This is a genomic window from Providencia hangzhouensis, assembly GCF_029193595.2.
Lineage (GTDB): Bacteria > Pseudomonadota > Gammaproteobacteria > Enterobacterales > Enterobacteriaceae > Providencia > Providencia hangzhouensis.
In genome coordinates, this window is sequence record NZ_CP135052.1 from 1,680,498 (window position 1) to 1,704,218 (window position 23,721).

Annotated in this window: 17 protein-coding genes; 7 read left to right on the plus strand and 10 right to left on the minus strand. The window is 40.7% G+C overall.

What is annotated here, in order from left to right:
* Positions 1 to 13: 13 nt before the first annotated feature.
* The 6 genes from PZ638_RS07380 to PZ638_RS07405 form a co-directional block, all read right to left on the minus strand.
* Complete coding sequence (locus PZ638_RS07380) at positions 14 to 2,092, minus strand: ABC transporter permease (RefSeq protein WP_094961701.1); 2,079 nt, start codon at positions 2,090 to 2,092, stop codon at positions 14 to 16.
* Between the two features lie 202 nt (positions 2,093 to 2,294).
* Positions 2,295 to 3,326, minus strand: coding sequence for an ABC transporter substrate-binding protein (locus PZ638_RS07385; RefSeq protein WP_004264950.1), 1,032 nt, complete (start codon positions 3,324 to 3,326; stop codon positions 2,295 to 2,297).
* 14 nt (positions 3,327 to 3,340) lie between these two features.
* Positions 3,341 to 4,666 (minus strand): MFS transporter family glucose-6-phosphate receptor UhpC, encoded by a 1,326-nt coding sequence (gene uhpC / locus PZ638_RS07390; RefSeq protein WP_036959008.1) that lies wholly within the window; start codon positions 4,664 to 4,666, stop codon positions 3,341 to 3,343.
* 106 nt (positions 4,667 to 4,772) lie between these two features.
* Positions 4,773 to 6,299 carry an MASE1 domain-containing sensor histidine kinase gene (locus PZ638_RS07395; RefSeq protein ID WP_110591969.1) on the minus strand — a complete coding sequence of 509 codons (1,527 nt, stop codon included), beginning with the start codon at positions 6,297 to 6,299 and terminating at the stop codon, positions 4,773 to 4,775.
* A gap of 7 nt (positions 6,300 to 6,306) precedes the next feature.
* Positions 6,307 to 6,933: a response regulator transcription factor gene (locus PZ638_RS07400; RefSeq protein WP_196724329.1), complete on the minus strand. Its 627-nt coding sequence runs from the start codon at positions 6,931 to 6,933 to the stop codon at positions 6,307 to 6,309.
* 156 nt (positions 6,934 to 7,089) lie between these two features.
* Complete coding sequence (locus tag PZ638_RS07405) at positions 7,090 to 8,115, minus strand: methyltransferase (protein ID WP_262961067.1); 1,026 nt, start codon at positions 8,113 to 8,115, stop codon at positions 7,090 to 7,092.
* A 1,236-nt stretch (positions 8,116 to 9,351) separates the two neighbouring features.
* Here PZ638_RS07405 and PZ638_RS07410 point away from each other — a divergent pair.
* From PZ638_RS07410 to glnB, 5 genes are all read left to right on the plus strand, one after another.
* Positions 9,352 to 10,791 carry a sensor histidine kinase gene (locus PZ638_RS07410; protein ID WP_036959006.1) on the plus strand — a complete coding sequence of 480 codons (1,440 nt, stop codon included), beginning with the start codon at positions 9,352 to 9,354 and terminating at the stop codon, positions 10,789 to 10,791.
* A complete protein-coding gene (qseG, locus tag PZ638_RS07415) occupies positions 10,791 to 11,621 on the plus strand; it encodes a two-component system QseEF-associated lipoprotein QseG (RefSeq protein ID WP_004264939.1) in 831 nt (276 codons plus the stop codon). Before PZ638_RS07410 ends, qseG begins: the two co-directional genes overlap by 1 nt.
* A complete protein-coding gene (gene glrR / locus PZ638_RS07420) occupies positions 11,618 to 12,958 on the plus strand; it encodes a two-component system response regulator GlrR (protein ID WP_004264938.1) in 1,341 nt (446 codons plus the stop codon). Before qseG ends, glrR begins: the two co-directional genes overlap by 4 nt.
* Before the next feature lie 88 nt (positions 12,959 to 13,046).
* The gene (locus PZ638_RS07425; RefSeq protein WP_004264936.1) at positions 13,047 to 14,669 is read left to right on the plus strand and encodes an NAD+ synthase; all 1,623 of its coding nucleotides are present in this window, start codon (positions 13,047 to 13,049) and stop codon (positions 14,667 to 14,669) included.
* A gap of 12 nt (positions 14,670 to 14,681) precedes the next feature.
* The gene (glnB, locus tag PZ638_RS07430) at positions 14,682 to 15,020 is read left to right on the plus strand and encodes a nitrogen regulatory protein P-II (RefSeq protein ID WP_004912721.1); all 339 of its coding nucleotides are present in this window, start codon (positions 14,682 to 14,684) and stop codon (positions 15,018 to 15,020) included.
* Positions 15,021 to 15,207: 187 nt separating this feature from the next.
* Here glnB and hmpA read toward each other — a convergent pair whose 3' ends face one another.
* Positions 15,208 to 16,407, minus strand: a complete 1,200-nt coding sequence (gene hmpA, locus PZ638_RS07435) for an NO-inducible flavohemoprotein (protein ID WP_004264934.1) — start codon at positions 16,405 to 16,407, stop codon at positions 15,208 to 15,210.
* Positions 16,408 to 16,868: 461 nt separating this feature from the next.
* On the opposite strand from hmpA, the gene glyA reads away from it, so the two are divergent.
* Together glyA and PZ638_RS07445 are read left to right on the plus strand one after the other, a co-directional pair.
* Positions 16,869 to 18,122, plus strand: coding sequence for a serine hydroxymethyltransferase (gene glyA, locus PZ638_RS07440; RefSeq protein WP_004264933.1), 1,254 nt, complete (start codon positions 16,869 to 16,871; stop codon positions 18,120 to 18,122).
* Between the two features lie 81 nt (positions 18,123 to 18,203).
* Positions 18,204 to 19,355 (plus strand): 3-phenylpropionate MFS transporter, encoded by a 1,152-nt coding sequence (locus PZ638_RS07445; RefSeq protein ID WP_272674135.1) that lies wholly within the window; start codon positions 18,204 to 18,206, stop codon positions 19,353 to 19,355.
* A gap of 38 nt (positions 19,356 to 19,393) precedes the next feature.
* On the opposite strand, the gene PZ638_RS07450 is transcribed toward PZ638_RS07445, so the two are convergent.
* From PZ638_RS07450 to PZ638_RS07460, 3 genes are read right to left on the minus strand one after another with little or no spacing between them, the layout of a single operon-like run.
* Positions 19,394 to 20,098, minus strand: coding sequence for a fimbrial biogenesis chaperone (locus tag PZ638_RS07450; RefSeq protein WP_004264931.1), 705 nt, complete (start codon positions 20,096 to 20,098; stop codon positions 19,394 to 19,396).
* A gap of 13 nt (positions 20,099 to 20,111) precedes the next feature.
* Entirely contained in the window at positions 20,112 to 21,194 is a 1,083-nt protein-coding gene (locus PZ638_RS07455; RefSeq protein WP_004264930.1) for a fimbrial protein, read from the minus strand.
* A gap of 8 nt (positions 21,195 to 21,202) precedes the next feature.
* Positions 21,203 to 23,707, minus strand: coding sequence for a fimbria/pilus outer membrane usher protein (locus PZ638_RS07460; protein WP_272674137.1), 2,505 nt, complete (start codon positions 23,705 to 23,707; stop codon positions 21,203 to 21,205).
* Positions 23,708 to 23,721 lie beyond the last annotated feature (14 nt).

Consider the following 23,721-nt stretch of genomic DNA (forward strand, 5'->3'; position numbering starts at 1 on the left):
AGTTACTCCATGATTACTGTGCATTTTTGGCTTTGGAACGTGAAACACGGGCTTCGCCAATCAAATAGTCAAATAAGAAAATAATTGCCAACATTACGACAATCAGGATTGAGCCATAGGCAATGGCAACGCCATATTCACCGTCTTCAACACGGTTCAAAATATAAGCCGTTGCGACGCGAGTATCTGGAGTAACCAAGAATACAATCGCACTGACAGTGGTGATCGCACGGACAAAGCTATAAATCAGCGCCGATAAAATGGCTGGGCGCAACAAGGGTAACAGGATAAAGAAGATGGTACGCATTGAACCCGCTCGTAAGCTGAGTGACGCTTCATCCAATGATTTATCAATTTGCCCTAAACCTGCAATACCAGCACGGATACCCACAGGGACGTTACGCATGGTCATTGAAATAATTACGATGGCAGCCGTTCCCGTTAAATAAAACGGTGAATCGTTAAAGGCTAAAATGTATGACACACCTGCCACGGTACCTGGAACAGCAAAACACAACATCGTCGTGAATTCGATGGTCTTTTTACCACGGAAGTCTTGGCGAACTACGATATAGGCAATTAGTAAACCAAGGATCGCGGTAATAGGTGCCGCAATACCTGCATACAGAAGCGTATCTAACAGTGACGGCCATGCACCATCACTCATACCCTGACCAAATAATTTAATAAAATTATCTAAGGTTAAGGTGTAATCAACACCCCAGTTCACGGTAAAGCTACCGTAGAAAATGCTACCGTATAACAATATGTTAAATGCAACCCAAATAGCTAAGAAGGCTGTTACAGTGGCAATTAACGATGTTGGTAACGGCTGAACATCACCACGGTAAGATTTCCCGGACACAGTGACATAGGAGCGTTTGCCTATCCACATATACTGAACGCAGAAGACTAAAAGTGAGAACACTAGTAGTGACGCACCCAAGGTACTGGCGGCTTGATAATCTAACTGCGACCCAGTGATATAGAAGTAAATTTGCGTCGCGAGTACGTCGAAGTTACCACCTAAAACTAATGGGTTACTAAAGTCAGCCAATGATTGCACTATGACGATTAAAAATGCGTTTGCCAAAGCAGGTTTCAGTAATGGCATAAATACATTAAAGAAAGTTTGGTAACGGTTGGCACGCAATGTATAAGACGCTTCTTCTAAAGATGGGTGAATGGTTTTAATCGCACCATCTAAAATCATGAATGACATCGGGGTGAATGCTAGCACTTGCGCTAACCAAATTCCCGTAAAGCCATATAGCCAGTTGGTATTTTCAAGGCCCATATAAGTAGCAAGGAATTCGGTAATATACCCTGAACGCCCCATCATCAATGTGACCCCTAGACCGACGACAAATGGGGGAGTGACGATAGGCAAAATAGAAAAAACACGGCCAATGATGGCGGAGCGTTTAGCAATACGCGTCGTATAAATGGCTAAAATTAAACCAAAGAAAGTACAGCCAGCCCCTACTGCTAACGATAAAAATACAGAGTTAATAATAACTTGGACAATATGCGATTGTGTCAAAATTGCCACAAAGGCGAATGGCGCAAAGTCTCCATTTCCATCAGTGAACATTGGGATAAAAATAGCGACACTTGGGAACACAATAAACAGGGTTATTAAAGCAACAACGGTGATCAGTGAGCCAATAACAAACTGGTCTCCACCGAGCCACTCAAGGCGGGTTAACGCCAATGTCATCACCATTCCCAAGGCGATAAATAGCACAATAGCTGAGTAACCTAACCCTTTTCCTTCAAAGTAGGAGGTTAAGATCACCACGGCGGCGGTGATAACAGCCACGCCAATATCGACGTAATGCCGTGTTTTATGATAACGATCCGCTGGTGTTAACGGGCGAATAAATAAAATAGAAGGTAATAAATACCAAAGCCAACTAATGTTTAGGCTACTCCAACCGTAAGCCGCTATGATCTCGTCTTGTGTTGAATCAAGTACGCCATAGTCTAGGCTCCAAGAAGGTAGTAACGCGAAACCTAGCCATGCAATCAGCAACCAAAAGAATATGCTATCCTTTTTGGTTGGGGTCGATAAGGTTAGGGTTTGAGACATAGTTCCCCCTAAGCTCGTCATATTTTGCGCTGTCACGGTATTGGCTTCACTCCGTTACCCTAGTCACATACTTATGTATGCTCCTAGGGATAACGTCACTTGCCGCCTAGTGACAACACTCATAATTTGAAGCTTAATTAAATTAATTTTTTATTTTAGTTAAGTAAGTGCTCAGTGCGGCGAGTTAACGCCGCACTTAATGCTATTTGCTCATTTTGACTTCAGTAACCCATTTATTGATAAGGTTTTTACGGACGTCAGCATCACCGTATTTATCCATATCGTAATTAATTAGGTTCAAATCATTGAGTTTTAATGAAATAGGCGAGGATTCTGCCGTTGTGTTGGTTAAGATTTGGTAAGATTTCCCTTCTTTCCAGCTCAGCTCTTGAGCTTCTTTCGATAAGACGAAATCAACGAATAATTTGGCGTTGTCCATATTACGCGCGTTTTTCAGGATACTGATCCCGCCGATTTCATAGCCTGTTCCTTCACAAGGAGCGATGAGTTCTAACGGCGCACCGTTTTCCACTTCTAATGAATAATCATGCAAGAAGCCAATACCAATTGCCGACTCACCACGAGCCGCATTACGTGCTGGAGCAATACCTGACTTGGTATATTGTGATATGTTAGCATTTAATTTTTTTAGATAATCAAAGGCTTGCTCATTTCCCCATAATTGGTCGAAAGTGGCTAATGCAGTATAAGCAGTTCCTGAACTTTGTGGGTCTGCGATTTGAATTTCGCCTTTATACTCAGGTTTTGTTAAATCTTTCCAGCAAGTTGGGATCGGCAAACCTTTTTCTTTTAAGCGGTCTTTATTGACACCGAAGCCTAAAATACCGATGTAAACTGCGGAAGAATAATTACCTTTACGTTTTGCTGGGTCTTGGAACTGCGGCATAATTTCAGACAGATTTGGCGACTTGTATGGCTCAAGTAAATCCATTTCTCCTGCTTGTGAATGAGGGTCTAATGTACCGCCATACCACACGTCAGCTTGTGGGTTACGTTTTTCAGCCTCAATTTTGGCTAAAGTACTACCAGAACCGTTACGTACAAAGGTGGTTTTGACATCGTATTTTTTCGCAAAAGCTTGCGTTTCAGTTTCGCACATGGCGTTAGTGGCGCTACAGTAAACAACCAAACGGCCCGCAGCATTTGCAGTGGTAGAAATAGCCGCTAGTGATAAACCAGCAGCGATAAGCGTAGAGAGAGTTTTCAGTTTCATTTTCAGTCCTTTATTCAGGTTTTATTATCAGAGGGTGAAACAGTGCCTGCTAAATGCTCTCGCTTGCTGACATTGGCAATCAATAGAGGCATTAGCAGTAATCCCATCAAAGCCGCAGCACTGGCCAGTAAAGAAAACATCCCTGACCAACCATAATGTGCAATGACTTGAGAGAGTGGCCATCCCGCAATTGCCGCCCCTAAATAGGCGTACAATCCAAGATAGCCCGTTACCGCCCCAGCTGCTTTTTTATGACAATATTCTGTTGCAGCTAAGCCGATTAACATTTGCGGTCCAAACACAAAAAATCCGATAGCAAAGAAACATACAGCCAATAAAGCGTAGTGATGAATTGGTGTTAACCATAAGGCGCTAACTGAGACACAAAGCCCCAAAGAAAACAGTAGGATCATTGGCGCTCGTTGGCCGCGAAATAGGATATCAGAGCCCCAGCCAGAGCAGAGAGCACCTAATAATCCCCCCAATTCAAATAACGATAATGTTGCATTTGCACTGAGTAAATTAGTGCCATGTTTCTCTGTTAACCATAAATTCCCCCAATCGTTTATCGCCATGCGAATGAGATAAACCAAAATATAGGAGAAACCCAGTAACCAAATCATACGGTTAAAAATAATGGCATCTTTTAAAATCGTTAACATCGGCATGGGAGGGGACAAACGCTCTTGGCGTAACTCCAACACATCTTGTCGCCATTGCCCCACGCTTGGAAGCTGTTCTTCTTGTGGTGTGCCACGTAATTGGCGGCACAGCCATAACCCAATGATGACTCCAATAACGCCAGGGACAATTAATGCCATTTGCCAGCTGTACTGGGTTGCCAATAATGCCGTTAGCAGAGGCAGTAACATTCCCCCTAGGTTGATGGAAATATTCCACAGCCCCCACCAAAATCCACGCTCATTGCGTGAATACCAGTGCGTTAGAATGCGTGCGCAAGGTGGCCAGCCCCAGCCTTGAAAAAAGCCATTTAGTGTCCACACGATTAATAACGCCGGAAACGATAAGCAATAGGCAAAAATAATATTTAGCAGCCCTGTCATCACTAAGCCGACACCCATAAACCAACGGTATCCGGTGATATCGTGGAAAATTCCCGATAAAAACTTAGAAATACCGTAGGTTAAATAAAATGCAGTCGCTATCCAGCCAATATCGCTTTTATCGAGAAACAGCTCGTTTTGCATGACAGGCATCACGAAGTTAAAACTCTTTCGCGTAAGGTAAAAAGTGGCATAACCAATAATCATTGATAGCATTAAGCGGCGACGCCAAAAACGATACGTGTTATCCAGACTCAAGGTGTCTTTACCTGTCATAGGGCGGTTTCTCTTGTTAGGCAAAATGTAATCAAGTTTTTAACAAAAAGGATGAGAGAAGGTATTAGGGGGCTAGGAATTATTCCTAGTTTTGCGATGTTTTATCTCAAAATGTGGGCAAGTTAACACTTATTTGTGTTCCGTTTTGTGTGGTCAATGTCCAGTCACCACCTAAGGCTCGAACTCGCTCCTCAATACCGCGTAAACCAAAGCCACTCGTGCGTTTGCTAAATGGAATGCCAACGCCATTGTCATCAACAACTAGCTGGATCGAGTCACCTATTTGCTTAAGAGATATGTGAATTTGTGTGGCTTTTGCATGTTTACTGATATTGTTAAGTAATTCTTGGACGAGGCGATAAAGTGTAAATAAAACCGTTTCATTGATCGGCGTTTCTTGTAAGCCATAATGAAAGTGACATTGAATATTATTCTGTGGAAAAGAAAATTCAGTAATTAAGTGCTTAAGTGCATTTTCAAGGGACATTTCATCCAATACGGGAGGGCGCAATTGGCGTAATAATTGCCGCGTAGATTGGTGAATTTGCTGAGCTAGTTCATTTATTTGACTTGCTGCTTGGTGGCTGATGTCGTCAGACGCTGTTTTTTTCACTAGCATTGACTGAATTTGGATGGCAGTAATATTTTGCCCAATTTCATCATGCAACTCGCGAGCAATCGCTTTTTTGATATCTTCCTCGGTATGAACGAGTTGTAACATTAAGTCGCGTCGCGCTTTTAGCTCTTGCTCTAAGCGTTGTCGGTAGCGTTGTAGGTTACTTGCCAGTTGTTTTTGTCGGCTAATTGCTATCCCAAGCCCAATGCCAATTAAGGCTTGGGAACTGAGAAACATTTCTAGCTCTTCTAAATCAACAAAGGCACCGTGAAATTGCCGTGCAAAAGTAATAATTAAACTGCCTAATAATGCAGAAAGTACGCCGCCCTGCCAACCATAGCGATAAGCCATAAAAACATTAGGAATAAAGACGAGTAGGACAATTAACCGCTCAATTTCGGGGGCAAAAAAGACTTGGGCACTCAACCCAACGACACAGAATAGAAAACACCAAACTATTAAAGAGGTTCGTAATTGTTTATCTGGCGTTCCATAATCAAGGAGCATTTGGTAGTGCTGCTCGTGGAGATATTCATAAATAAGGTAAACAAAAGGAGAGAGTAGTATTCCTCCGGTGAATGTTGTTAGGAATAATTGGCTAATGGAATAAGATGATAACCCACTGAATAATAAAGCATGTAATACACTATTTGCGGCGACACCTGCGAGTAATAATAGTAATCGTTGCCAATATAACGTATAGCGCCACCAAATGTTTTGAATGACGAAGGCAACACCGAGACTCAATAATGGAGATAACAGTAAAACAGGTTGGAAGAGCAGTTGCTCTGATGATAACCAAAAATTTAATATCCCTTCGCTGAGTAGTAGTGTTGGCCAGTAACGTCGCCACAGGATAATCATCAATGCTAGGCGCAAGCCTTGCGGAAGAAATAAAGTTGCTTGAAAACTGTTTTGACTTAAATAAAAGCCGATGATCCACAACCCAATCCATAACAGAGAATAGGTAAAAAATAGAAAGATGGACTGCAGTGTTAAACGTAAGCTTTTATTCATGCCGAAATTACCTTGATATTAGGTTATGCTCTAACGCGTAATGAACAAGGTCGATGGTATTTTCGCATTGTAATTTGCCTAATATATTTGCACGATGCACATGCACAGTTTTATGGCTTAATTCAAGTTGCTCTGCGATCACTTTTACACTCAAGCCAGCAACTAATAAATCAAACACTTCCCGTTCCCGAGGCGTGAGTTCTTGTAGACTTTGCTGCGGTTGGGGTGAGTGGCGTAACGCTCTCATGGCATCGGCACATAGGTAGCAGCCTCCTTGGTGCACTGAGCGAACCGCTTGCACTAATTCTTCAGGGCCACAGCGTTTAGTTAAATACGCACTGGCTCCAGCATCTAAAGCACTTTGCACAAAAGCGGGGGTATCATAAATACTCAAGATAATGGTGCGAAAATCCGGCTTTTTTTGGCGCAACCGTGATAAAAGTTGCAGGCCGTTCTCATCTGGCATTGAAATATCCATGATGGCAACATCAATATCTAAATTAAGCAAATTAGGCCAAGCTTCTTGAGCATTAGCATATTGCCCGATAACCGAAATATCAGGTTCAAGTGTTAATAGTTGTGCGAAGCCAGAACGCACAACGATATGGTCATCAACTAACGCGATTTTTATCATATTTTTATCAATTTGATGAGTAGGGTATTGGCAAATCTTATAGCAAGACGAACAGGGATAAGCTACTAACATAATTTAAAATTCTGATATTCATCAGGTATTTTCTTTAATTATCCTGCTTTAGTGCTTTGATTGTATAAAGCAGGATAGCGGACGTTAAATGGGGTATGCTTCAATAATGGAAATATGACATTGTGTTGAAATAATTTGTTTTAATTGTAAGTTTGCTTGATTTAGCAGTGAATTGAACTCAGTTTCTGTGCGTTCATGGCCTTCATCAAATAAAACCATCTGTACTAAATCCATATTTTTACTGAAGTGGGGGTGATTGTCGTTGGTAACAATATTTTCAATGATTAGTAACTTAGAGTTAGGACTCATCGACTTTCTAATTGTTTTAAGTATCTTTATTGCAACAGTATCTGACCAATTATGAGTAATATACTTGAGTAAATAAATATCAGCTTCAGGGCAGGCTTCAAGAAATGAGCCAGCTTGGATGCTCCAACGGGTGGGGTCATCTAGTTGATTAAGAATATGTTTTTCTAATACTTGGGCTTTATCAAATAATATGCCTTTTAATGTTAAATTTGCTTTCATAACCTCTAAAAGTAACCCACCACAGCCGCCGCCAATGTCTGCAACGAGAGCGTTATCTGGGAAACTATAACTTTCTACGACAAATGCATTTTCTAATTTACTTACAGACGAAATGCCTTCGTGGAAATTATCACTATCAGTAATTCGTTCATCCCAATATTCATAAAAACTCATTCCAAACATGCTGTTAAACAAATGGGGTTCAAACGCGCTGCGGTGTAACTCGCCTGCGGGTAACCAGAACGAAGGGTCAGTAAACATCAATACCGCTTGCCGTAATGAAAACGTATTCTTTTCAGATAAATATTGTGCGGCGGGTGTGAGGTCAAATTTGTTATCAGGGGTTAGCTTAAAAATATCTTTAGTGGCTAATAATCGTAATAATCGAGTGAGTTCTCGGGGATTTGCTCCCGTTTCTTTGGCGAGTTCTTCAGCTGTTTTGGAACCTGATTGTAATGCTTCTGCAATACGCAGTTTCACCGCGGCACGTAGTGCAGCTTGGTATAAATAGCCAATAGATTGCTCTAAAATATGTAAAGCTGGTTGAAGATCCTGCATAGGTAATGAGGGCATTTTATTCATAAATACACCTTAAACGAGAAAGTAACAATAAAATATAATGATTGGTAAAGTATCTCTGCTGTTTTTATTATAGATGGATTTAACCAAAGTCAAATATATCAATTACATATTGTTGTCTTGCTCTCTATCTTAATTAGTGCCTTACGGTAAATCATTAATTATTCTAATTTAATTTATATTAAGTGTATATTTAATGTGTGATTAAACGACAGTGTCTTAAATAAGAGACAAACACACTATAGCCGTGTCTCCAAAAGGCGACATTTATCTTATTGATATTTAAGGTATTTGAAAATGAGCTAATCGGGTGTCATAAATTAGCGACACTTAAGAAAAAACAGTAAGCGGGTACGGTGTATTAAAAAGTAGCTAAAGTGGGATTAAAAATAAATTTTGTTTTTAATCATGTAGATATAAAATTTATTGAAAAGTTGGCACGGCTTGTGCATAATAATATTCAGTTGCTCATTCAACTTCTTATGTAGGTCCAAAATTAGTTGGGTACATACCACATAAACCAAGAATGACGCCAAAGTAAGGTGCCTACCGTCCAACAGCATAGATATTCGCCTTCGGGCCTTATCAAACACAGGGCGACACGTGGAGTGAGGCACCACCTATATGATTATCTTTAATGTAAAGACATAATCATATAAAAAGCATTATAGAAGTTGTTATCGCTGGCGGGGTGAAGGTCAATACTTCATCCCGCCTTCCTGTTTTATGCCCGTCATACTTCGAACCGCAGCGTTGTTACCTGCGTTCAGCTACTCTAGTCACATACTTTTGTATGTTTCATAGAGATATCTTCTCTTGCCGCCCTATGCCCGTCATACTTCGAACCGCAGCGTTGTTACCTGCGTTCAGCCACTCTAGTCACATACTTTTGTATGCTCCTAGAGATATCTTCACTTGGCGCCTAGCTGCAATCCGAATTATTTAGGGCATAGCTTAGTGTTTTATTTTTAAAGAAAAAACTAAAGAAAAGACGAAAGAATTCATTTAGTAAGACCTATCGATTCTTTTATGCTTTCGTTTATGCGAAAAAGGAACATCCGGAGCGTTGAACATACCTATCTGAAAATTATCATTTTTTACCAATTAACTTGGCACGTTCATTGCTTTTTGATTGTTACACTTAGTCTGATTTTAACGCTATGGGACACAGAATTTGGATTGTGCTTTTCGCATTACAGGGAGTTCTGCTACCATTGCAATACGTTTAATGGGTATGAGATGAATGTATTGAGTAAATGGCGTTTTTTCCCTCGCTCCTTGCGTCAACTAGTTGTGATGGCATTCTGGCTTGTATTACTTCCTTTATTAGTATTAGCCTATCAGGCATATCAAAGCCTAGAGCAACTGAGTAACCAAGCTGCCAATATCAATAAAACCACGTTGCTTGACGCACGGCGTAGTGAAGTGATGAGTAGCCTCGCCTTAGAAATGGAACGGAGCTATCGTCAATATTGTGTTTTGCAAGATGCTACATTGCATACTCAATATCAGAAACAGTTTGCAGACTACCAGCAAATGTTTGAACGTCAGCGAACGATCTTACCTACCTCGACAGACACTTCTGCATTGACTAAGACTTTGGATGTACTTAAAACGGTTGCGTGTGAAAACAATGAACCGACAGAAAAAATCACACGGGCTTTAGAACAATTTTCTGCCGAAAATGCCTCATTAGTGCAAGAAACTCGTGATGTGATTTTTAGCCGTGGGGAACAGCTGCAAAAAGCGATTGCGAATAAAGGCCAACTATTTGGTTGGCAAAGCTTAATTTTATTCTTATTAAGCGCATTGCTAGTGGCATTATTCACTCGGATGATTATTGGCCCAGTTAAAGCTATCGAACGAATGATTAACCGTCTCGGTACTGGGCGTACAATTGCGAATAATATTGAACGCTTTAAAGGCCCTAGGGAGCTACGGACAATCGCACAGCGGATTATTTGGTTAAGTGAACGACTCGCATGGCTTGAATCACAGCGCCACGAATTTCTACGCCATATTTCACATGAATTAAAAACACCTCTTGCAAGCATGCGTGAAGGAACAGAATTACTCGCTGATGAGGTGGCAGGGCCATTAACGGTGTCTCAAAAAGAAGTTGTAGAAATTCTTGATCACAGCAGTAAGCATCTTCAGCAACTTATTGAGCAATTACTTGATTATAATCGTAAGCTTGTCGATGACCCGCCAGAAGCACAAATTGTTGATTTACAAAAACTCATTGAAGATATTGTTAAAGCACATAATTTACCGGCACGGGCTAAAAATATTAAAACAGAAGTGCGTTTAAAAGTGGACAGCTGTTTAGCCGAACCCTCACTTTTAGGACGAGTTATTGATAATATCTACTCCAATGCGGTGCACTATGGTGGCGAATCAGGTAATATTTGGATCTCTAGTCGCCAAACAGGTAATAAGCTTCTGATTGAAGTTGCGAATACGGGGACGCCAATTCCTGAGTCTGAGCAAAGTATGATTTTTGAGCCGTTCTATCAAGGTTCACTACAAAGAAAAGGTGCTGTCAAAGGAAGTGGGCTAGGGCTGAGTATTGCGCAAGATTGTATTAAACAAATGGGGGGAGAACTTTCTCTCGTTCCCAACAAATCAGCAGATGTCTGTTTTAGAATTGAACTGCCTCTAACCGCAGAGAATGAATAATGGTAAATCGGTCTACAGGTGTTTGGGCGGTACTTTACCGTAACGCATCGTTAAGTAAATATAACCAAAGAGTACCTTATGTGATGAGACGTACAGGGCTCAATTTTGGGGCGGTTTTATTTTCCCTAATTTTAAGTGGATGTGTAGTAAAAAATGGTCAGTCACCACTCGAAACTCTGGCGCAAGTTGTTGTGCCTGAAGTTAAAGTCACAGACTACCGTTATACATCATGTGAATCTATTTGGAACAATGACCAGCCAACTGCACGGGAAAATGCATTATTTTGGTTACGAATGATGGACTGCGCAGATCGCACGGAAACCAGTCAAGCACGTGAAGATGCAGGTAAAATAGACGTAACAAATTGGTCGAGTGCATTTCAACAAAATATTTTGTTGAATTCTGCTGACCCGTCTATTGCAGAGCGCCGTAAAATGCTTGATAGCATAAATACGTACAGTTTGAATTTTCCCACAGGGGTACGTCCATTATTACAATTATGGCGTGAGCAACAAGTACAAATTATCAATCTGTCAGATGCAGGGGTTCGTTATAAACGCCTACAGCAAGAAATGGATACAAAACTCGACCGTCTAAAGGAAGATAATGCTAAATTGGCTTTTGAACTGAATACGACCTCCCGTAAGCTTGAAAATTTAACGGATATTGAACGCCAGCTTTCTTCTCGTAAGAAAAGCACCAACGAAACCGAAAAAGATGTAGAGAATGGGGTTGAAGGAGATAAGCCTATTTCCTCAGAAGAGCCAAAGCCTGATAGCAGCGCATCTTCTCCAGTAGAGCAAAATTCATCGGAGAATGAACAAAAATGACGAATCGTAAGTCAGCAAATTTATTGCTAGTTGACGATGACCCGAGCCTTCTTAAACTGTTAGGCATGCGCTTGAGTAGTGAAGGTTTTAAAGTCACTACAGCAGAAAGCGGCCCTGAAGCACTAAAAATCTTACAAAAAGAAAAATTAGATTTAGTGATCAGCGATTTACGCATGGATGAAATGGATGGTATGGCGCTTTTCGATGAGATACAAAAAGCCCATCCAAACATGCCAGTTATCATACTCACTGCTCATGGTTCTATCCCTGATGCCGTCGCGGCAACACAACGAGGCGTATTTAGTTTTTTAACTAAGCCAGTAGATAAAGACGCATTATATAAAGCAATCGATGAAGCTCTCGCGCTCTCTTCGACACCGATTAGCGATGAGGAGTGGAGCGCTGGTATAGTCACGCGTAGCCCCTTAATGATTCGGCTATTAGAACAAGCGCATATGGTGGCACAATCTGATGTTAGCGTGCTAATTAATGGGCAAAGTGGTACAGGTAAAGAAGTTTTAGCTCAGGCTATTCATAAAGCCAGCCCTAGGGCACGTAAGCCGTTTATTGCCATTAACTGCGGTGCATTACCTGAACAATTATTAGAGTCTGAATTATTTGGTCATGCTAAAGGGGCTTTTACCGGCGCAGTAAGTAACCGCGAAGGGTTATTCTTTGCAGCCAGCGGTGGTACGTTATTTTTAGATGAGATTGGCGATATGCCAATGCCATTGCAGGTTAAATTATTGCGAGTATTGCAAGAACGCAAAGTTCGCCCTTTAGGTAGTAACCGCGATTTAGATATTGACGTGCGAATTCTCTCCGCAACTCACCGTAATTTGCCTAAAGCGATGGAAAAAAATGAGTTTCGTGAGGACCTCTACTATCGCTTAAATGTGGTTAATCTGCGTATTCCTGCGTTAAATGAACGTTCTGAAGATATTCCATTATTAGCAAATCATCTATTGCGTGAATCTGCATCACGGCATAAACCTTTCGTGCGTAGTTTTTCCAGTGACGCCATGAAGTGCTTAATAACAGCGAGTTGGCCGGGCAATGTTCGTCAATTAGTTAATGTTATTGAACAATGTGTTGCATTAACAACGTCTCCTGTTATCAGTGAAGCACTCGTCAGCCAAGCACTTCAAGGTGAAAATACGGCCTTGCCGACATTTGTTGAAGCTCGTAATCAATTTGAATTGAATTATTTACGTAAGTTATTACAAATGACAAAAGGGAATGTCACCCAAGCTGCCCGAATGGCAGGGCGAAACCGCACAGAATTTTACAAATTACTTGGTCGACACGATTTAGAAGCCAATGATTTTAAAGAATAAATAAGAATTATTTACCACATGGTTGTTATCGATTACATTATGTGGAATAAGGCAATTCATATTCACGCTCCGGGAGAAAAAACACCTTATGAGCCGTAAGCTTAATATTTCACTAGCACAACTTAATTGGTTAGTCGGTGACATCGAAGGCAACTGCGATCGCATGTTGCAAGTTGTGAGTGAACAAGCACCAAACACAGATATTGTCATGTTTTCAGAGCTGTCTTTGACAGGGTACCCACCAGAGGATTTAATTTTCCGAGCTGATTTTGAGGACCGCTGTTTAGTACAACTCGACCGTTTGCAAAAAGCCAGCCAAGAAACGGCAATTATTGTTGGTCATCCATGGTATGAAGGGGATGATATCTATAATGCATTGTCTTTTTTCTATCAAGGCAAATTGCATGCACGTTATTTTAAACAAGAATTACCAAATTACGGCGTGTTTGATGAGCCTCGTTATTTCACCGCAGATGAAAAAACCTGTGTTGTTGAATTTAAAGGTTACCAGCTCGGCTTATTGATTTGCGAAGATATTTGGTATGACGAACCGGTTGATGCAGTAAAAGGAGCTGGCGCTGAAATATTACTGACAATCAATGCATCTCCTTATGATATTAATAAAGAACATATTCGAACTGATTTATTAGTCGATCATTGTAAACGCACTCATATGCCAATTGTGTATCTCAATCAAGTTGGCGGGCAAGACGAATTGGTGTTTGATGGTGGCTCAAAAATCATTGCAAACAAAGGCAAGCAAACCTTTAAATTGGAAGAATTTAAAGAGCAGGTTATCACAGTGCAATTTGATGAACTTGCATTGGTGAGCGAAGGTAGCGTATTTATTGAGAATGACCCTGTGGCGCAGGTATACCAAGCTTTAGTCATGTCTACTCGCGACTACATCAATAAAAATGGTTTTAATGGGGCTATTTTAGGGCTATCAGGCGGGATTGATTCAGGGTTAACAGTGGCTATTGCCGTTGATGCAATAGGGAAAGAGCACGTGCAAGCAGTCATGATGCCATTCCGCTATACTTCTGAGATGAGCATCCACGACGCTAAAGAACAAGCTGATTTGCTTGGTGTTGAATTCGATATCGTATCTATCGAACCGATGTTTGATGCTTTTATGGCACAGTTAACGCCTATGTTTGAAGGAACCGCGGTTGATACAACTGAGGAAAACTTACAAGCGCGTTGCCGAGCCGTTATTTTAATGGCGATGTCAAATAAACGTCGTCGCTTAGTTTTGACTACCAGTAATAAAAGTGAGTCAGCGGTTGGCTACTCGACATTGTATGGTGATATGGCGGGTGGTTTTGACGTGTTAAAAGATGTGCCTAAAACCCTTGTCTTTGAGTTGGCTAAATACCGTAATACTATCTCTCCAGCAATCCCACAACGCGTGATTGATAGGCCGCCATCAGCAGAGCTTGCGCCAGGGCAATTAGATCAAGACAGTTTGCCACCTTATGATGTGTTAGATGCATTATTAGAAGGCTATGTGGAAAAAGACTTGTCAGTTAATGACCTAATCAAACTTGGTTTTGATAAAGACGTGGTGCGCAAAGTTGTGCGCCTTGTTGATATTAATGAATATAAACGTCGTCAGGCGCCTGTTGGGCCACGTATTACGATGCGCAATTTTGGCAAAGACCGTCGTTATCCGATCACCTCAGGTTTTGGCCGTAAAAACTGGTCATAACAGGAATTATTTATGAAAAAAATTGATGCAATTATAAAGCCATTCAAACTTGATGATGTTCGTGAAGCGCTGGCAGAAGTGGGTATTACTGGAATGACAGTGACTGAAGTGAAAGGTTTTGGACGTCAAAAAGGGCATACTGAACTTTACCGTGGCGCAGAGTATATGGTTGATTTTTTACCTAAGGTAAAAATTGAAATTGTAGTACCTGATGACATCGTTGAAAACTGCGTCGAAACCATTATGCAAACTGCACAAACTGGCAAAATTGGTGATGGAAAAATCTTTGTTTATGATGTCGCTCGAGTGATCCGTATTCGAACCGGTGAGCAAGACGAAGAAGCAATTTAATAAATTAAGTTTGTATGAAAATGCGGTAACGGAAAATACACAGGAATGGGATTAGAATTGTGTATTTATTATGCGAGCCCGTTACCGCTAAATTAGAAAACTACGAATATTTAACTAGTTAACCCATTTTCTTCAGTTAATATGTTTCATAGAATGCTCTTCTAAACAGAAGAGCATTTTTTGTGAATTAATTGAGGGGTAATACCTTGTGTGGTCCAAAACATTCATAGTGAATAGCACTGGTATCGACACCCATTGCAATTAGCTGCTTACCTACGTGCTGCATAAACCCAACAGGGCCACAGAAATAGAATTGCATATTCGGTTGCTCAATCCATTCACGTACCAATTCTAAATTCATTAAACCTTCATATTGGTAATCAAACCCGAGACGATCTTCCTCTCTTGGTTGATTAAACCAAATCGCGGATTGGCTGGTTTGCTGTTTTGCTAATAGTTGTTGAATTTCGTGCCTAAAGGCATGAACGGCACCATTTTCAGCGGCATGGAACCAATTAACTTGTGCGTTGTGACCTTGTTCTGTTAGATGATTTAACATGCTCAGCATTGGAGTTAAACCAACGCCTGCAGAGATCAAGGTAACAGGTGTCTGGCCATCAACATCAATAAAGAAATCACCACATGGAGGGGCGAGCAGTACACTATCACCTTCATTTAATTGTTGATGTAAGAAATTAGAAACGGAGCCTTGTTCTTCACGTTTTACCGCAATACGGTAGCTACGGCCATTAGGTGCAGTGGTCAGAGAGTATTGGCGGATTTCTTGGTTTTCAAACCCCTGGTTGTTGACATAAATAGTGATATATTGGCCTGGGCGGTAATCAGCGACAGGTTGCCCATCGACAGGAACAAATTCAAAACTTGTAATCACATCACTTTGTGGTTGTTTTTGCGCTAATTTAAACTCACGTAAGCCTTCCCAACCCCCATTTTTATCCGCATTTTCTTGGTAAATTGCAGCTTCTCTACCAATAAAAATATCGGCTAAAACACCGTAAGCTCTTCCCCATGCATCAAGAACCTCTTGGCCTGGGTTGAGGAGTTCATCAATAGCCGCGAGTAAGTTTTCCCCGACGATTGGATAGTGCTCAGGTTTAATATTTAAGCTTACATGTTTTTGGGCGATTTTTTCGACAGCTGAAATAAGAGCCTCAGGAGTTTCAATATGCACAGCATATGCGCAGATAGCGTTGAAAAGGGCTTCTCGTTGGTCCCCATTCACTTGGTGAGTCATGTTGAAAATATCTTTTAATTCAGGATGCTGTTTAAACATCCGATCATAAAAATGCGCGGTCAGTTTTGGCCCTGTTTCAGCAATGGCAGGAATGGTTGATTTAACAATGGCAATGGTTTGGCTATCTAGCATACAGGTGCTCCTGAATTATTTTCATGTTCTCATTATAGTTATGGCAAAGGGCAAATTTTTGCGATCTAAAAATATTCCTTTGTAGATTAGTTAGATAAATTTATTTCATCTCAGCTAATCCCTATTTTTTGCGAACGATGAAGGTGATTTATAAAGATGTATTTTAAATACAACTTATAATATTTACGTGTTTATGTAAAGACTCAAATCGGAAAAATAGGGTGGATTTAGGCACATAATGAGAAGGGAATAGCAAATCTGGATGTTTGTCCGTTAAAAATTAAAATTTGAGCTATTTTATAATGAAGCCTTCAGAAGCAAATGAAGTGAAAAAAATTAATGCAATCGTTTGCGTATATTTTTTCTTTAGGGCTATCTCAAGAGAGAAAAAGAGTTTACACTGTGTGTCATTGCGATGAATCGATTTTCAACCTATTGAATTGCTGAGGCAGGAGAAGCGAATGTTAAAGCGTGAAATGAATATTGCTGACTACGATCCGAAATTATGGGAAGCAATGGAGCAAGAAGTACAACGTCAAGAAGAACACATTGAATTAATTGCTTCTGAAAACTATACCAGTCCACGAGTCATGCAGGCTCAAGGTTCTCAGCTAACCAATAAATATGCAGAAGGCTACCCAGGCAAACGCTACTATGGCGGTTGTGAGTATGTTGACGTGGTAGAGCAATTAGCGATTGACCGTGCGAAAGAACTATTTGGTGCTGACTATGCGAACGTGCAGCCGCACTCAGGTTCACAAGCTAACGCTGCAGTTTACATGGCGTTATTACAGCCTGGTGATACCGTTCTGGGAATGAACCTAGCACATGGTGGTCACTTAACTCACGGTTCACCAGTTAACTTCTCAGGTAAACTGTACAACATCGTGCCTTACGGTATTGATGAAAGCGGTAAAATTGACTACGACGATATCAAAGCGCAAGCGGAAAAACACAAACCAAAAATGATTATCGGTGGTTTCTCTGCGTACTCAGGTGTCGTTGATTGGGCAAAAATGCGTGAAATCGCAGATGGTATTGGCGCTTACCTGTTTGTTGATATGGCTCACGTTGCAGGTTTGATTGCTGCGGGTGTTTATCCAAACCCAGTTCCTCATGCACACGTTGTGACAACAACAACGCATAAAACTTTAGCGGGTCCACGTGGTGGGTTAATTTTAGCTAAAGGTGGTGACGAAGAGTTGTACAAAAAAATCAACTCAGCGGTATTCCCTGGATCTCAAGGTGGCCCTTTAATGCATGTTATTGCAGGTAAAGCGGTTGCTCTGAAAGAAGCGATGGAACCTGAATTCAAAGTTTATCAACAGCAAGTTGCTAAGAATGCGAAGGCAATGGTCGATGTTTTCCAAAAACGTGGCTACAAAGTGGTATCTGGCGGAACTGAAAACCACTTATTCTTAGTTGATTTGGTTGATAAAGACATCACAGGTAAAGATGCCGATGCTGCACTTGGCCGTGCGAATATCACTGTTAACAAAAACAGTGTACCGAACGACCCTAAGAGCCCATTTGTAACGTCTGGTGTACGTATTGGTTCTCCTGCGATTACGCGTCGTGGCTTCAAAGAAGCAGAAGCGGGTGAGCTAGCTGGCTGGATGTGTGATATTCTAGACAACCTCAATGACGAAGCGACCATTGAGAGCGTGAAGCAAAAAGTATTAGCAATTTGCAAAAAATACCCAGTTTACGCATAACATAACGTATTATTAATTACTGAAACCCGCTTCTACATGTATGTATGAGCGGGTTTTTTGCATTGAAAAAACGGAGGAGTGATGGTCATTCCATCAACGCGTTGGCTAGCTATTGATTATTTTACCTACTTTTTTGCCTACAGTATTTTCTTGCCATTTTGGTCAGTTTGGTTACAAGGTGAGGGAATTGATGCAGAAATGATTGGTGTTTTGTTAGGGGTAGGGCTAGCAGCCCGTTTCCTTGGTGCGATGTTTATTACTCCTTTAGTTAAAGAGCCCTCGAAACTTATTACTGCTCTACGCTTACTCGCAGGACTTTCACTTATTTTTTCTGTCGGTTTTGCTCTGGGTTCTCACTGGGCATGGCTGTTGTTTGTAATGATTGGGTTTAACTTATTTTTTGCACCAATGGTTCCACTGGGCGATTCACTGGCGGGGACATGGCAAAAACAATTTACCTTTGACTACGGCAAAATTCGCGTTTGGGGTTCGATAGCTTTTATTATTGGTTCCTCACTGATGGGGTATTTAGCCGGTGTTTGGGGAAATAAAGCCATCATGGTGGCCTTGATAGTAAGCTGTCTAGCATTATTACTTGGCGCAATGCTGAAACCAGCAATCATGCCAATGGGGGTAGCGAAAGCGGATGGTGGTAATAAGGTTACGTTTAAACAATTGATTGCGGATAAAAACGTCGTTAGGTTTCTTATCTGTGTTACGTTACTGCAAGGGACTCATGCGGCTTATTATGGTTTTGCTTCCCTATTTTGGAAAGAAGCCGGCTATTCAGATTTAGTTATCGGTAATTTATGGTCGCTCGGTGTGGTTGCTGAAGTCATTGTATTTATGTTAAGCCACCGTTTATTTAGGCGTTGGAGCGCTCGAAATTTACTGTTGTTATCTGCCTTTTGTGGAATTATTCGTTGGGGCTTGATGGGAGCGTTTACTGCATTACCGGTATTAATCGTGGTACAAATTCTTCACAGTGGTACTTTTACGATTTGCCACCTAGCCGCAATGCGCTTTATTAGTGCAAGAAAAGAAAATGAAATTATCCCATTACAAGGTGTTTACTCCGCACTCGCAACTGGCGGTGGGTTAGCCGTACTGACTATTATTGTCGGATACATTTATGAGCGAGTGCCTGCTCATCATGGTGTGGTGTTTTACTTAATGGCTCTTCTCGCTGTCCCTGCCGTGTTTATCCGCCCTAAAGTGGTGGCTCAATCTTAATATTCACCTGCCAAGTTATAGAAGCGGTTAAGCCTATTTTATAGCTTGGTTTGGTATTGAATTTGTTTTCCAGTATCGTCAATGTAAATCATTGTTATATTTTCTCCGTGATTAATATCAGCGGTTGAAAAGTAAGTTTGTGATGAAAATGGCTCTACCATCGAGCTTTTTGCAATAGAACGACTTTTATTATTAGCCAGATAGATATTGGCAATATTTAAAAAATAAGGGGTCGGGTTGTTGACGACAATACCGTCTTTAGCTAAATGAAATTGGATGTTTTTGATGACATTGTTTGGCTTTTCTGTGAGGTTTGTAGGGCGATAAAAAACTTTAATTCGTGTTTGAATGGCAAACTGTAGCATATTGGCACTATTTATTTGCTTTGGCTTTGGCGCAATATCTAATACATTTAAATAAAATACAGACTCTTTATTCGTAGGGAGTTTGTCACCAATAAAACGTATTTGTAATTGAACTCCGTCATTTGCTGCGATTTTAGTGACGGGGGGCGTTACAATAAATGGTGCGTTCGTCGTTTCTGGTGTCGAGTCCGGATTACCTTCATCCACCCAGCTTTGAGTTAATGTGGCTTGTTCACTGTAATTAGTAAGTTGAATTCTGACGGATTTTTTATCACTAGGGAAAATAATTCGTGTTCCTTGCAAAACAAGACTTGCACTTGTTTGGAAGCTAAAAAATAGTAATGTAGCGAACCCTGTAATTTTAATGAATTCCACCATGGTATTTTCCTTGTTAATTATATGACATCACAACTGTTGCCGTACTTGAGACTTGCCCTTGAGTGACACTATTGGTGTTGTATGCATAGTAATAAGCACCTAAATTTACTGAAAAAGAAGGGGAGATTGGATTTCCCTTGAGGACAGTAAAAATATTTGTCGCTCCATTTTTAGCTGCCACGCTATCTGAAAGCACTAACGGTGTATTGAGATTACTTGCGCTAACTAATCGGAAGCCAACGCCTTTAGCGCCTTGGCTAATGGTATTATTCAATGTTGCTTTATCATTTGAGAGCAAATTGCTACTGGATAAAAAAATAGATACATCACGAGAAGCATTACCTCCTGCTAAAAAGTCTTGGCAAGTAAAATTAAGTGTGAATGGCGTGTAGCCCGCTCTGGTTGCAGTTTTCACTGCATTGATGCTTACTGGGGGTAGCGAAACGACTAAACCTTGGTTAACAAAATTACAGGTAGTGAGGATTGGATTATAAGTTAAGGTAATTGGTTGTAAGTAGATATCATCAGCACTGGTTGGCCATTGCAGCGTTAACAGAAAAGTGACTAATTTAGATACAATATCTAATAGCCACTGTAAAATTCCCAAGCTGGAAGCATCAGAGGCGAGTACGATAGGGGTAACTGTGGCGGTGCTTCCTGATACTTCGACATAGTTGGTTCCGGGTTTAGTCGCAAGCAAATTAAATTGAACGGTAAAATTTGTATCGAGTTCACTACCTTGATGTACACCTTCCGTAAGGCCGATAACCCTATCTTTTTCTAATGCAGTGACTGTAATTGAGACAAACTGCTTTCCACCATTAAAACCAATAGTGGCGGTTCTACCTTGGAAAGGAGATGCGATACCAATAGAGTTAGGAAAAAGTATCCCTCTTGCAGTACAGGTAAAAGTTCCAGGGTAGATGGTTCTACTATTTTTACTAACTTGAGTCGATGTACTGGTGAGCTCTGTCGATAAATCAAAAGCAAGAGCGGGAGCCGTCACGGTAGAAGTTTGTCTACAATGTGCTGAGGAAAACTGGCTGTAAGCCAATATACTGGAAAACATCAGTGCTAAAGTGATTTTTTTCATCATATTTTCCTTTATCGACAGAGGTTTTTGTTCTTATCCATCGTGTTGAGTAGCGGGTCAATAACACATGTCTGTTTCCCTTTAAGCTTTATGTGCAATGCCATCGGTAATTGCTCACTTTTGATATACATCACGCCAGATTGGCCGACATAACCAATACTCTGTTGTTTAGCATCTGTGATTTCTGTTCCAAAAGGTAAGCTATCGCCACTAGCAAGAGCGCCACGGATGATATAAGTTTGTCGAGTATCAGTTTCGAGTTTGATGTAATTTACCGCCCCTTGATATGGACTTACATTTGCCATATTACCGAGCACCTCGGCGCCTGCGGTTTTCTCTGTATCTGTCAAGGTATAGGTATTGGTTCTATAGGGTGTGGAGTTAGCGACTAAAACAACACCTTGTTGATTAGTTAAAGTGGTTTTATCGGCATTGACCATCATGTCACTGGCCATTGGAGCATCAATGATGGTGTAGGTCTGTCCTGTTTCCCCTGAAAAAACAATATGTCCAGGAATAGCAACCAGAGTTCCTTTGGCGCCTAAACCCGTTTGGCGGTAATTATTGGCCTCTGTGTAAGATCCTGAAAGCGTGCTAGAGGGAAGCTGATAGCTGACGTTCCCACCAACTAAGTTATTACCACCGCTTTGGTTCGTTGCAGTTAGCGTATAATTGACTTGGTCATTTTTACCTGCAATACCACTGACACTCAGCGTAGTTTGTTGATAACGAGAGTCGGTGAAATAGCTTCCCATACTAATATTGGCGCGTTTTTCAAATAAAGAAAAAGGAACACTAAAGTTGGCATAAATACGAGTTTCTTCTTCGCTGTCGTAATTGCGAACACGTGAAACAGACACACTATAGGAAATATCGTTATAATTGTTTGCATAACCGGCTTGATATTCACGGCTATTACCGTTTGCATTCCAATAATCACGGTGTGTACCCGATATGAATACCGAACCATAACCATCAGCTAATTGTTGGTTTAAATTCAACGTAAATGTGTTTTTAGCACGTGAACCACGTAAAGCGTCATAATTAGTGAGTGAAAGCTCAGGTGGAATATTATTGCCGAGTTTTTCTGATAACTGGTCTTGATAAGCTTTCCAAGCGCGATAATTATCTTGGGAATAAATGGCATCAATAAAGCTATAGTAACCACTAGTGGAATAACGATATGACGCCAAGGTTAAATTGGTCGATGTTGCATTAATATATTTGTTATAAGTCAGGCGGTAGCTTTGCCCACTGTGATTTCCTGAATCCAATTTAGTATTTGCTTGCGTAATGTCAGCTGAAATGGCCCCAAAACTAAAATTCCAACCACTCCCTATAACGCCAGAATAGTATTTTTCGCTAAATAGCATTCCTGCATAAAGTGTCACTAAATTATTTAATCCATAGTGAAACTCACCTTGAGTAAATTTGGGTTGATAATGGGTATTGTCGATTTTAGTTTGCCCAGCAATAAGGCTGTAATTATAAACGCCCTGTTTGAGCATGTCAGGTACAGCAGAATAGGGCACAGTAAAGGTTTCTTGCCTTCCATTAGCTTCTTGGACAACGACGAATAAGTCACCTCCACCAGCACTAGGCTGCAGGTCATTAAATGCAAACTCACCAGGGGGAACGCTTTCTTGATAAACCAGATTATTATTTTGGTACACGCTGACTAAGGCATTTGTTTGAGCGACACCGCGTATAATAGGTACAAAATTTTGACTTGAATTTGGCAACATACTAGCTTCTGTTGCCAATGCAATCCCTCGAACTCGAATACTATTAAATAGGGCTGCGGGTGTATAAAAATCACCTAATTTCAACCCGGATTTGATTGCACTAAGAGGACGATAAATATAACGGGTATTGTTTTTCCATTTTTGGCTACTATGAGAGCTATGTCGATAGCTGGATTCATCTCTAAATTGCCAAGCGCCTAAATTAACGCCTGAATTTAAGGTAGCAAAAAAATTGTCACTGCTGGTTTTAGAGTTTTTTTTCTCTTTGTAACTATAATAATTTGTATTATAAGAAAAAATAATTGCAGGTTCGCCATAATTCCAGAGACTGGGGTCAACATAGTTAGCTTCGAGTTGTTTCAGAGCGATTTGAGGGACGGTAATATCGAGTCGTAGGTCGTTGATATTGAATTTATATTTTATATTGGCCACTAAATCATCAATAGGAATAAATGGCTGTTGTTTGGTTTGTTCAATCACCTCAGAAGATAAATTCAGGTTTAACTTCTGCACATCATCAGCAGCAAGGCTAATCAGTTTACCATCATTATTGATATCAATTTCAAATTGGCCTTTCCAACTATTATTTACATAAAGCTCGGCTAATTGTTTACCTGATGGAATTTTACTGTCGGTATAGAATCGTGAAATATCTCCTTGTGCAGATTTGCCTACCAATAGGGAAGTCTCAAACTCGTCCGCTATTGAGTTCTTTTGATAACTTTGTAGTCCTATTAAGATTAGGAGGTAGAGATAGTTTTCTTTTTTCACGATGATTTCTTCTA

Bases quoted from the DNA above. Each gene is read 5' to 3' on its own strand.
- glrR (WP_004264938.1), top strand. From the start codon at position 11,618: ATGACGAATCGTAAGTCAGCAAATTTATTGCTAGTTGACGATGACCCG.
- PZ638_RS07380 (WP_094961701.1), bottom strand. From the start codon at position 2,092: ATGTCTCAAACCCTAACCTTATCGACCCCAACCAAAAAGGATAGCATA.
- PZ638_RS07455 (WP_004264930.1), bottom strand. From the start codon at position 21,194: ATGATGAAAAAAATCACTTTAGCACTGATGTTTTCCAGTATATTGGCT.
- glnB (WP_004912721.1), top strand. From the start codon at position 14,682: ATGAAAAAAATTGATGCAATTATAAAGCCATTCAAACTTGATGATGTT.
- glyA (WP_004264933.1), top strand. From the start codon at position 16,869: ATGTTAAAGCGTGAAATGAATATTGCTGACTACGATCCGAAATTATGG.
- PZ638_RS07445 (WP_272674135.1), top strand. From the start codon at position 18,204: ATGGTCATTCCATCAACGCGTTGGCTAGCTATTGATTATTTTACCTAC.
- PZ638_RS07410 (WP_036959006.1), top strand. From the start codon at position 9,352: ATGAATGTATTGAGTAAATGGCGTTTTTTCCCTCGCTCCTTGCGTCAA.
- qseG (WP_004264939.1), top strand. From the start codon at position 10,791: ATGGTAAATCGGTCTACAGGTGTTTGGGCGGTACTTTACCGTAACGCA.
- PZ638_RS07450 (WP_004264931.1), bottom strand. From the start codon at position 20,098: ATGGTGGAATTCATTAAAATTACAGGGTTCGCTACATTACTATTTTTT.
- PZ638_RS07425 (WP_004264936.1), top strand. From the start codon at position 13,047: ATGAGCCGTAAGCTTAATATTTCACTAGCACAACTTAATTGGTTAGTC.
- PZ638_RS07395 (WP_110591969.1), bottom strand. From the start codon at position 6,299: ATGAATAAAAGCTTACGTTTAACACTGCAGTCCATCTTTCTATTTTTT.
- PZ638_RS07400 (WP_196724329.1), bottom strand. From the start codon at position 6,933: ATGATAAAAATCGCGTTAGTTGATGACCATATCGTTGTGCGTTCTGGC.
- hmpA (WP_004264934.1), bottom strand. From the start codon at position 16,407: ATGCTAGATAGCCAAACCATTGCCATTGTTAAATCAACCATTCCTGCC.
- uhpC (WP_036959008.1), bottom strand. From the start codon at position 4,666: ATGACAGGTAAAGACACCTTGAGTCTGGATAACACGTATCGTTTTTGG.
- PZ638_RS07385 (WP_004264950.1), bottom strand. From the start codon at position 3,326: ATGAAACTGAAAACTCTCTCTACGCTTATCGCTGCTGGTTTATCACTA.
- PZ638_RS07405 (WP_262961067.1), bottom strand. From the start codon at position 8,115: ATGAATAAAATGCCCTCATTACCTATGCAGGATCTTCAACCAGCTTTA.